Below are 10,951 nucleotides of genomic sequence, written 5' to 3'. Positions count from 1 at the left end.
AACCAGAAACCTTTATTTTTGATAATGAATAGAATATCCGAAACTTTAAATGCATCTTCTTCTGACACTTCATCACCGATACCTTCTGATTTTTCCAGCTTCTTATCCATAAAAGTGTACCAAAGGAAAGCAATAAAACCAGCTACCAATAATCCTAATCCTAACATCAAAGGAGCGCTAATCGATGGAATACCATTCACTCCTAATGCTTTTGCCATTGGAAGAGGCACAGCCAATGCTAATGCAGTACCCATCCTCGCAGTTGCCATCTCCAGCCCCATCGCAAGAGCTAATTCTTTTCCTTTAAACCATTTCACAATAATTTTAGAAATAGTAATACCGGCAATCTCTACTCCCATACCAAATATTCCAAAACCTAAAGCTCCAATTGCTATCGAAGATTTAAAGCCTAAGATGGTTCCTTCCATTGGGAATTCGATTGCATAGTATTGCAATGCCGTTCCGACAATCATTGTTAATGCAGCTCCCAAGCCGGTAAACCTAACGCCCATTTTATCAAGGATGATACCACCGAAAATAAGCATTAAGAAGAATACATTAAACCATCCATATGCACTGTTCCAAACACCAAAATCGGCACTTGTCCAGCCCATATACTCTTCTAACAGTGGCTTAAGAGGTGAAATTACATAGTTAATGTAGTAACCACAAAGCATCGTAAATGATACGACCGCAAGGGCTCCCCAACGTGCTCCTTTTGAATCACGCAGACTTTTATTAATTACTTCAGTCATTACAATTTAGTTAGTTATACGAACAAAAAAGAATAGCCACAATGGGTATTGCAGCTATCTTTATATCTATTAATTAATTTTTACTCGGTACATTCTTAAGGGTCTCAACCAGATATTCCCAGAAAAGGGAAACTGTTTCAATGTTCACTTTTTCATCCGGTGAGTGAGGGAAACGAATAGTTGGTCCGAATGAAATCATATCCCAATTAGGATAAGCGCTACCAAGTATACCACATTCCAATCCTGCATGGATGGCTTTAATTTCAGGCACCTTACCCCACTTGTTGTTATAAACTTCCTGCATTGTTTTCAAGATAGGCGAATCCATGTTAGGCTTCCAACCAGGATACTGACCACCAAAGCTTACATCAGCACCAGCCAAGCGGAATACACTTTCCATTTTTGACTCCAATGCCTCAATAGCGGTGTTCACCGAACTACGCATTAAACATTGCACATCAATCACTCCGTTGCCAGACTTAACAATTGCAAGGTTAGTAGAGGTCTCAACCAAACCTTCCATATCAGTACTCATGCGCATCACTCCATTAGGAGCTGCAATCACACCATTGATCAAGTCATCCTGAGTCACTTCATCAATTAATGAAGCCGGTAAGTCAGTTTTCTCAGCAACAAAAGACAAATCAGGCTCTACATTGCCCATCTCAGCTTTGTAGATATCTTCAAATTCTTCAAGTGCCTCAACAAAATCATCAGCATTGGCAGCCGGAACTGTTACCACGGCAAACGCTTCACGAGGTATCGCATTACGCAAGCTACCACCATCAACAGAAGCTAAACGTGCGTCTACATTAGCAACTGCATATTTTAAAAAGCGGAATACTAACTTATTAGCATTACCTCTACCCCTGTTTATATCCAATCCTGAATGACCACCTTTCAGACCTGTTAATGCCAAACGAAAAGCAACAGAGTCAGCTGGCACTTCTGCTTCGGTATAAGTAAATTTCACATTGGCATCCGAACCTCCCGCACAACCTACATACAATTCACCTTCATCTTCGGAGTCCATGTTCAACAAAATATCACCACTCAATAAACCTGGCTTCAATGCGTTGGCGCCTGTCATACCAGCCTCTTCGTCCATAGTAATTAAGGCCTCAACAGGACCGTGCTCAATATCCGAAGCCTGTAAAACAGCCATTGCAGCTGCAACACCTATTCCATTATCGGCACCGAGTGTCGTACCATTAGCTGTTACCCAACCATCTTCAATGTATGTTTCAATCGGATCGGTTTCGAAGTTATGGTCTTTATCGCTATTTTTTTGCGGTACCATATCGATGTGACTTTGCAAAATCACACCCATTCGATTTTCATAACCAGGCGTAGCTGGCTTACGGATGATGATATTACCAACCTCATCACGAATGGTTTCCAATCCAAGTGATTTACCAAATTCCTCCATGAAATCAATGGCTTTACCTTCTTTTTTAGAAGGACGAGGAATTCGTGTTAATTTATAGAAGTTTTCCCATAGTCCCTGGGGAGATAACTTAGCTATTTCATCGTTCATAACTCTTTGTTTAAAAAGGGATTATTTATTTTATTAATTATTTGTTTATAGACAGAACGTAGTATTTGAAGTGGCTCATATTTAAACTCATAATTTTTAAATAATAAGTCATTCAACAAAACTCATATAATAATTACTTATCGTGTTTTCTGTTAATACTTTGCAATGCCCCTGTTACCGGGTTTATGCGAATGCTAACACCTTCTTGTTCCAACACACTTGAAGGCATTGAAACAACCTGGCCGTATTGTGCCAACAGTACTTCTTTTTCTTTAATCAATTGGTTTTTATCGATAATCTTGACCGTTGCTTTACCAGGCTTACAATAATAAAGCCCGTTGCGTGGCAGTTCGCCTTTTTCATAAACTACAGCCGCATCTGGTCTTTGCATTGTTTCTTCAACTTCCAATTCGAAGTAAACCGGTGCACCACTTACATCCATCTTGTCAACAATCCCACTCAATGCTGAAAAACGGAAAAGCACATCATTATTGGCACTCATCTTATCTGGAAGGATGTCAAATGACTGTTTCATGGTAAAGCTTTCTTTCTTACCTATGAACAATTCCAGATGATCTTTCTCTAACTGATTCAGCTCACGTACCATTACTTCATAGGACTGACCATCAGGAGGCAACTGCTCAAAATCACTGGCCAATATTTTAAAACGGCGCTTACGTATTTTATATATATAATTGGCTGTTTCCTCAGCCATGGCAGCTGTCGAAGTTTTAGCCAATTGCTTTTCAATCATTGCCACATCATTGAAATTAACATCTTCAAATGTCGGCATTTCAGCGATTGTATAATCTTTCAGGAAGTTCATCTCCTTTGTTCCGCAACTATTGATACCTGTTAATACACCTGAAGCATTCAAATTAAGGAAAGGTGCTGAACTTGAACCGGAAAAAGAAATGGAGTATTCTTTACTTTCATCCGGCACACCATAGGTTTCTATTTCAATCGACTTAATACGCCATTCTTCTTTATCCTGTGTCACCACATCACTTACATTCAGCATTTTTTGAGAATAACGGTAAAAGGGCCCCACCTTACTAATGGTTTTCTCCACTTCGACATTTACCCGTATGACAGTTGACGGCAAATTATATAACAATACATCTCGGGTTGCATTGTTCATTTCCGCTACTTTCTGCACATTTACTTTCGAAGGAATTGTTTGTTCTACAGCACATGAGGAAAGTAATGCTGCTACACCAATTGAAAGAACTAATTTCTTCATCATCCTAATGATTTCTTGCGTCAATATTTTATTCATCGATGGTCGTAAGTCACTTGCTTATGAAAGGTTAGATCCACAAACACATACTACCATAAACGTCGAACATTCATGAAAAGTACGACGGACATCAAAGGTAAACGAAAAAAATTAAAAGCCAAGATGATAATTATCGCCTTAATTGCTGAATTGCAGTACCAATATTTGATATAATATCCGATGCGGTAATGGCCTCTTCTGCTTCAATCTCCAGTAATAAATCGGCTGCCAATCCATGCAGGTAAACAGCAAGACGGGCAGCATTAATCGTTTCATATCCTTGTGCTAATAGAGAAAGTATTATTCCTGTCAGCACATCCCCACTACCGGCAGTGGCCATTCCCTGGTTACCACTTGAGTTAAAGTAACAGTGTCCGTCAGAGCTAATAACCGCAGTATAGGCACCTTTAAGCACTAGTGTAATCTTCAAGTCTTTTGCAAAAGTGATGGCTTTTTGCAAACGTTCAAACGAGGAATGACTATCTCCGGCCAAACGATCAAACTCTCCCGGATGTGGTGTTAATACGGCATTATGTGGAATAAGTTCCCATAATGATTCATCACAAGCAAGAATATTTAATGCATCAGCATCCAGCACCACGGGCTTGCCATTTAAAGATTCCAGTAATTCCTTTAATGCCGAGACCGTATTAGGTTTGGTTCCTATACCTGGGCCAATACCTGCTGCTGCAAATTGGTCTAATTCGGGAAATTCAGAAATTAATATATCTGATCGATCAATGCTTGCCATTGTTTCTGGTACGGCTGTTTGGATAATCGAGTAACCCAACCGGGGAATATGTGTTGTCAGCAAGCCAACTCCGGCTTTTAAGCAAGCCTTGGATGATAACACGGCAGCACCCATTTTTCCATAATTACCAGCTAATAATAACGCATGACCAAAATGACCTTTATGTGCAAAACGACTGGACTCTTTTAATAGATTACTAACCTGCGAATGCTCTGTAAAACAGTAATCAGATTTAAAATCTTTGATTGCCTGCGGGTGCAAGCCGATGTCTTCGACGTACCATTGTCCAACAAAAGACTCATTCTCAGGTAATATAAAAGCCAGTTTAGGAAATTGAAAACTAATTGTAGCGTCTGCCATGATAATGGCTTCGGTGTCGTTTCCAGAATTATCTTCACCAAACAAACCCGATGGTATATCAATACTAACAACCTGGCTATTTGCGCTATTGATGTATTGCACCAGTTGCTTTGGAAAACCATTCAGTGATCTGTTCAACCCCGAACCAAATAGACCATCAATAATAATATCCTCCTCATTGATCATTGAAAACTGCTCTTCAGAAGTCAACTGAACCACATAGTCTTTTATTTTTTTTAATCGCTGTAAATTGATTTGTCCGTCAACACTCAATTGTTCCTCCTGAGTAATTAAATATACCTGCACCTCACGACCATCTTTAATCAGCATGCGGGCAATCGCTAATGCATCTCCTCCATTATTACCAGGTCCAACTAAAACACTGATATCACCATGTGGAAACAATTGTGTAAATCGAAAATAGAAGGCCTGTGATGCTCGCTCCATTAAATCGATTGATTCAATCGGTTCGTTTTTAATGGTGTATTGATCGATTTGGGCAACCTGGGCAACTGGAAATATTTTCATGGGTCTGACTTTTCAATTTGTTATTACCAAATTTACAAAGATTTTAATCGTAGAAAAGGAGATAAAGAAGATTAACCACATTCTACAAATAGTTAAGCAGTAATAATTTCGCAATATTATCACCTTCTAGTTTTCTAACCCTCATACGCTTACATCAAGAGTGCTATAAAGCATGACACTTACGATTTGTAAGTGCACTAAAAAAATATATATTTGCTTCGCTTTGAATTAACAACTAATTATAAATTAAATAGATATGTTTAAACAACATCCTAAAGGTTTAATACCTGCCGCTCTTGCCAACATGGGTGAGCGATTTGGATTTTATACGATGATGGCCATCCTCGTGCTATTCTTACAAGCCAAGTTTGGGTTAAATGGTAAAGATGCAGGACTTATTTACTCTGTTTTCTATGCCCTTATTTACATTTTGTCATTGGCCGGTGGTTTTATTGCTGATAAATTAAGAAACTACAAGGGAACAATTTTAAGTGGTTTATTGGTAATGGCACTTGGTTATGTATTCCTTGCAATACCTACAGGAGCAAATACATTTACACTTGTAATGACTTGTCTTGCATTATTCGTTATTTCATTTGGTAATGGATTATTTAAAGGAAACCTGCAAGCTTTGGTTGGTCAGATGTATGACAATGAAGAGTATGGTAAGTACCGTGATTCAGGATTTTCGTTGTTTTACATGTTTATTAATGTTGGTGCTATTTTCGCACCATTTATTGCTGTTGGTGTAAGAAACTGGTGGTTAAATACAAATGGATTTAACTACAATGCCGATCTTCCAGCAGTATGTCATTCATTTATCGACGGAACGATCTCTTCTGAAGCAACAACTAAGTTCCAGGAAATGGCTAATGCTGCTAACGGTTCAGCAGTTTCTGATCTTGGTGCGTTTGCGACTGAGTACTTAAGTGTTTTCTCTACTGGTTTCCACTATGCATTTGGAACAGCTATTGGCGCCATGCTAATTTCTTTGATAATTTACATGGTTAACAAAAAGTACTTCCCTAATCCAACAGGACACGGAGATGAAGCTAAAGAAGGTGCAAAAGCAGAAGTTCCTCAAATGGATGCAAAGGAAGTGAAGCAACGTCTGTATGCATTATTTGCAGTATTTGCAGTTGTAATTTTCTTCTGGTTCTCATTCCACCAGAATGGTCTAACATTAACCATGTTTGCTAAAGATTTTACTGATCTTAGTGCTATAAACATTAACCTTGGAAGTGTAAGTATTCAGGGAGCAGAATTATTCCAGTCAATTAATCCATTCTTTGTTGTATTCTTAACTCCAATTGTAATGGCTGTATTTGGTTGGCTACGTTCAAGAAACATGGAGCCATCAACACCAAAGAAAATTGCTATCGGTATGTTTATTGCAGCTCTTGGTTTTGTTGTTATGACTCTTGGTTCAATGGATTTACCATTATTTTCGACAATCGATCCAAATCAGGGAGGTACTCCGCTTGACCTTGCAGAGAAGGTAACGCCAATGTTGCTTATCGGAACCTATTTCATCTTAACAGTAGCTGAGCTATTTATCAGCCCACTTGGTATCTCATTTGTATCAAAGGTAGCTCCTCCACAATACCAAGGTATTATGCAAGGTGGTTGGTTAGGTGCGACCGCATTGGGTAACCAATTACTATTTATTGGAGCCATTTTCTATGAATCAATTCCAATTTGGGCTACATGGACTATCTTCGTTGTAGCTTGTATCATTTCAATGTTCACAATGCTATTTATGTTGAAATGGCTGGAAAGAGTTTCGAAATAAACAGAAACAACATATACTAAAAAAGCGGCTTTAAGCCGCTTTTTTTATGTCTCATCATGCAAAATCAACATCGGATGTTCAGGATGTAACACCATCTTTTTGGTTATACTTGGATGAAACAAGCGCTCGAAAAATGATTCATTGTGACGAACCAAAGTCACAATATCTGCATCATTATCATCCATAAACTTTAAGATACCATTACTCACATCTTCACCTTCAATAAAGTTAAATGAGAGATTAAGCCCTTCAAAATGTGATGCTATTTTATTTTCGGCATCAACTCGATTAACGTAATCATCTTCCAGTACATTGACAAACATTAAATCAGCATTAAAATGATGCGATAAATCGCGCAATGGCTCAACCACTTCATCAACCTTAATATCCTTCAAATCAGTTGCAAATACAATTTTATCAGGCTTTTTAAACTTGGCATGTTTAGGCACCAATAAAATCGCAGCATTAATACTTTTCACCACTTCGTAGGCATTACTACCAAGCAGAAAGTTTTCTAATGCTGATTCTCCACGACATCCCATTACAATTAATTCGGGTTTAAAATCACTAATTTCGTTCTGAACAACTTCTAAGATTGATCCGAAACGTGAGGCTAACTCAACCCGGGCATTTGGGAATCGACGATGTAATAGGGATAATTCATTCTTCAGGCCTCTCAGGCTCTCCTGGGCCAACTCTTCTTTCACCTGCATTATATAAGGACTTCCGCTAAACTCAAGGTCATAAGCATTAAGAAGGTCAAAATACACCTTTTCATTCTCAAACATCTTGAGGGCATACATGGCAGCATTCCTGGCTGTGTCAGAAAAGTCGGTTAATAACAAAATCCGTTTCATATTGGTGAGATTAAGGATTTCAGTTAAAAAGTAGCACCATGCCAGCAGGTGGCAGAGGAAGAGTCGCTACCGAACGTCATCAATAGAGTGGTGTCGAAATATTTTAGAAGAATCCTCACAGGTTTTAGGTAGTATATAAATTAAGAAAGAATTGCAAAAAAGTCAACCTTAAGGCGGTAAACCCCAAGCAATTCCTTTGTTAACTCATATAAGAAAGCAAGAATATGTCTATCCAAGTCAATAAATATATGCAAAAGTTAAACCAGTCAAGCCTTTGGCTAAGGTAAAGGAAGTCTTAATACGTTAGGAAGGTCTAAATGATTTCATTATACAACTCATCGGATGACTAGCTTGATAAGCTATTAGTTAGTCATCTGATGAGTATAATGCTACTTTTAAAATCAACTACTAGTTTGGAAAATCACTACAGTTTCGCAGAACAAACCGGCCTTCCAGATTTTGCTCGTCAATACTACGGCCTTCTATTTTTCCTTCGATGAATAAACTCTGCCCCAGTTCAGCAATTCGTTCATCGAGGCAATAATCGATATTGGGATCGCCATCCAGAATCTCATAAGCAATACCTTTTAATACCAAAATTCCTTCGTTACGATCTTCATCCCACTGGATTTCTCCTTCAACATCAACACTAATTAAGAAAGATTGATCGCCATAAATATATTCGGTATAAACCAAAGCACCGCTTACATAACGTTCTTCTTTGGTCTTGAAAATGGCACAACCAATATCAAACCCACCATCAAACTGCTCAAAAAACCGATATTCGTTGTTAATCATTTGCTATATGATAAAAAAAGAGTTGGCAAATATAGCCAACTCTTTTGAAATAATACAATTCGTCTTTACAGACTATATTTCCCTAATAATTTAATCGATAAGGATTTTTTCCTTATGCTGCAGGAATACCACCCATACCAAACACCATGGCTAATAGGGCAACCGTTTCAATAACACCCATCGCGGCAATGTACATACCAGCACCTTGTTTGTCATCAACTGCTAAGTTAGAACAAGCAGCAGCACCTGCACGTCCCTGCATGATAGCTGATGCAGCAATTGCTATACCAACGAATAAAGCGAAAATCATCTGGTTTGTATAACTATCAGGATTCAGGTTAGCACCAATTAAAGAGTTCATGAAAATCATACCATAAATCACCTGACTTAAAGGCATACCTACCATTGCTAATGCTAATGCTGGTAACTTCTTTTTATCTTTAATTGATTGCTTCCAAAGCCCCATAGCACCCATGGCAGCAATTCCTGTACCTATTGCAGAACCTACTCCTGCGATTCCTAAAGCGATGGCGTGACCACCAAATCCATTTACTATTGTTAATAATGTCATCGTATTATAGTTTTATTAGATTTTATTTATTTTTTAATTTAAATGGGTTGTATTCACTTCCCGAGAATTCTACACTGGCGTGACCAGCATATTCCAACATATTTAATCGAACACCGTGTACCAATACTGCCATTGCAGCAAGTGTCATATTTAATGCATGACCGAGTATAAGCACCAATACAGCACCTACTCCCGAGGCAATTGTTGTAATCCCTTCACCAATGGCCATGTCATTAAAACTGCTTGCCATCAATACGGTTGATAAACCAACGGCGTACAATCGAATGTATGAAATAACATCAGAGAAGCCATTGATTACATTCAAAGGTAAATTACCTAATGACGATAGCATACCTTTTAAGGCAGGCTGTCCGGGGCTTGAGAATAAAGCAACCAATACACCTCCTCCAATAAATAACCAAGGCATAAATTGAGGCGCCTCGATGCCTAACACCATTTTATTCACAAGGAAATAGAGTCCCCAAACAATGGATACCCAACCAAGTTGCGCAACAGGTATTACACTATTGATATATTTCCAACCCTTTTGCAAATGACCAATAGTTAAATGTATTGCACCAATTAAGAACATAAACTGCTGAATTCGGAGGTCATCTCCGCCAAAGCTAGCTAGTTGCTGCACTTGTAATTGCTTTAAGAATGGAATATTGGCAATGGTTTCAGCGCCAAAATAGGTTCCGGTCAATACACCCCATACCATTACAGACACAGACAACGTGTAAAACAAACCAAACTCTATCTTCTTGACAAAACCGGTTTTCCAGTGAGTCAAAAGAGTTAGAACCAAAAAGATAAGACCATAGCCTGCATCTCCGACTAATATACCGGTAAAGAATGTAAAGAATACCAAAAAGACTTTTGATACATCTATCTCGTCATAACCGGGCACCAATCCCATAAAATTCATTACGGGCTTAATCTTGTGCGTCCAATTTGGATTCTTAAGCAAAGTTGGCACCAAATCATACTCATCAGGTCGAGGATCATTCACTATATAGCCCCAACCGTTTTCCTCGGCTGCTTCTGTAACACCATCAACTTTTTCTTCAGGTACATATCCCTCCCAACAACGTACTTTATCATGAAAAGCAACACCTCCATACTTAACAGTGCGAACCTTTAAACGACGATTTCTTTCATCCAAAGCATCTTTCAACAGATTTGCCTGAGCACTCAATTGAAATAAGAGCTGCTGACCAAAGGCCAGTTTAGCATTCTTTTCGCTCAAGGCGAGTTCTACATCATGTTGTGAAATATCAGGAAAATCTATTTGCTGATAATTCAAGGCAACTTCATTATCTTCGGAGACAAGCACAACTTTACAAAGACCATTGGATTGCCCTACAACTTTTACGTTTTCCTGATCACGGAAATTTTTCATATCCTTTTCAGGTACTTCATAAAGCTTTAAGTATATCCCTTTGTCATTGATTGCTTGAATATCATCCAATGAGATATTTCCCCAGCTATTATACCATTGTTGTGCTTTTGAAAGCTCAGCTATCTCCTGTTGGAGTTCATCATTGACCTTATTGGTTTCTAAAACTTTCTCCAATAAAGCGATGTCTCCTCTCTCTTCGTTGGCATAATCATTGACTTGCACTGATGAAGATGGTTCTTTCCCTTCACTATCTTCTAATATAGAGATGGCTTTCTCTAACTGTTCGATGCGCTTAAGCACACGCTCTATCGATTCATCCTT

The 10,951-nt window shown here is 38.5% G+C and carries 9 protein-coding genes; 1 reads left to right on the top strand and 8 read right to left on the bottom strand.

The window, feature by feature from the left end:
- The 4 genes from AC4MRQ_RS22375 to AC4MRQ_RS22360 all read right to left on the bottom strand — a co-directional run.
- Positions 1-755, bottom strand: a 755-nt coding sequence (locus AC4MRQ_RS22375) for an MFS transporter (protein ID WP_491199954.1), incomplete at its 3' end; no start/stop codon positions are given.
- A gap of 73 nt (positions 756-828) precedes the next feature.
- Positions 829-2,292: an aminoacyl-histidine dipeptidase gene (locus AC4MRQ_RS22370; RefSeq protein ID WP_491199953.1), complete on the bottom strand. Its 1,464-nt coding sequence runs from the start codon at positions 2,290-2,292 to the stop codon at positions 829-831.
- A 133-nt stretch (positions 2,293-2,425) separates the two neighbouring features.
- Positions 2,426-3,538, bottom strand: coding sequence for a DUF4831 family protein (locus AC4MRQ_RS22365; protein ID WP_491199952.1), 1,113 nt, complete (start codon positions 3,536-3,538; stop codon positions 2,426-2,428).
- A 163-nt stretch (positions 3,539-3,701) separates the two neighbouring features.
- Positions 3,702-5,210, bottom strand: a complete 1,509-nt coding sequence (locus AC4MRQ_RS22360) for an NAD(P)H-hydrate dehydratase (RefSeq protein WP_491199951.1) — start codon at positions 5,208-5,210, stop codon at positions 3,702-3,704.
- 256 nt (positions 5,211-5,466) lie between these two features.
- Here AC4MRQ_RS22360 and AC4MRQ_RS22355 point away from each other — a divergent pair, with 256 nt between their 5' ends.
- Positions 5,467-7,002, top strand: coding sequence for a peptide MFS transporter (locus AC4MRQ_RS22355; RefSeq protein WP_491199950.1), 1,536 nt, complete (start codon positions 5,467-5,469; stop codon positions 7,000-7,002).
- Positions 7,003-7,046: 44 nt separating this feature from the next.
- On the opposite strand, the gene AC4MRQ_RS22350 is transcribed toward AC4MRQ_RS22355, so the two are convergent.
- The 4 genes from AC4MRQ_RS22350 to AC4MRQ_RS22335 all read right to left on the bottom strand — a co-directional run.
- Positions 7,047-7,859, bottom strand: a complete 813-nt coding sequence (locus tag AC4MRQ_RS22350) for a universal stress protein (RefSeq protein ID WP_491199949.1) — start codon at positions 7,857-7,859, stop codon at positions 7,047-7,049.
- A 408-nt stretch (positions 7,860-8,267) separates the two neighbouring features.
- Positions 8,268-8,657 (bottom strand): hypothetical protein, encoded by a 390-nt coding sequence (locus tag AC4MRQ_RS22345; protein WP_491199948.1) that lies wholly within the window; start codon positions 8,655-8,657, stop codon positions 8,268-8,270.
- 112 nt (positions 8,658-8,769) lie between these two features.
- Positions 8,770-9,228 (bottom strand): hypothetical protein, encoded by a 459-nt coding sequence (locus tag AC4MRQ_RS22340; protein ID WP_491199947.1) that lies wholly within the window; start codon positions 9,226-9,228, stop codon positions 8,770-8,772.
- Positions 9,229-9,250: 22 nt separating this feature from the next.
- Positions 9,251-10,951: V-type ATP synthase subunit I (locus AC4MRQ_RS22335; protein ID WP_491199946.1), on the bottom strand; the 1,701-nt coding region annotated here is incomplete at its 5' end.

This window comes from Carboxylicivirga sp., assembly GCF_982718395.1.
The sequence above is the reverse complement of the archived record's forward strand: the minus strand, read 5'-3'. Positions and strand labels throughout refer to the sequence as shown.

Coding starts and splice junctions, on each gene's coding strand:
- AC4MRQ_RS22370 (WP_491199953.1), bottom strand. CDS start 2,292: ATGAACGATGAAATAGCTAAGTTATCTCCCCAGGGACTATGGGAAAAC.
- AC4MRQ_RS22365 (WP_491199952.1), bottom strand. CDS start 3,538: ATGATGAAGAAATTAGTTCTTTCAATTGGTGTAGCAGCATTACTTTCC.
- AC4MRQ_RS22360 (WP_491199951.1), bottom strand. CDS start 5,210: ATGAAAATATTTCCAGTTGCCCAGGTTGCCCAAATCGATCAATACACC.
- AC4MRQ_RS22355 (WP_491199950.1), top strand. CDS start 5,467: ATGTTTAAACAACATCCTAAAGGTTTAATACCTGCCGCTCTTGCCAAC.
- AC4MRQ_RS22350 (WP_491199949.1), bottom strand. CDS start 7,859: ATGAAACGGATTTTGTTATTAACCGACTTTTCTGACACAGCCAGGAAT.
- AC4MRQ_RS22345 (WP_491199948.1), bottom strand. CDS start 8,657: ATGATTAACAACGAATATCGGTTTTTTGAGCAGTTTGATGGTGGGTTT.
- AC4MRQ_RS22340 (WP_491199947.1), bottom strand. CDS start 9,228: ATGACATTATTAACAATAGTAAATGGATTTGGTGGTCACGCCATCGCT.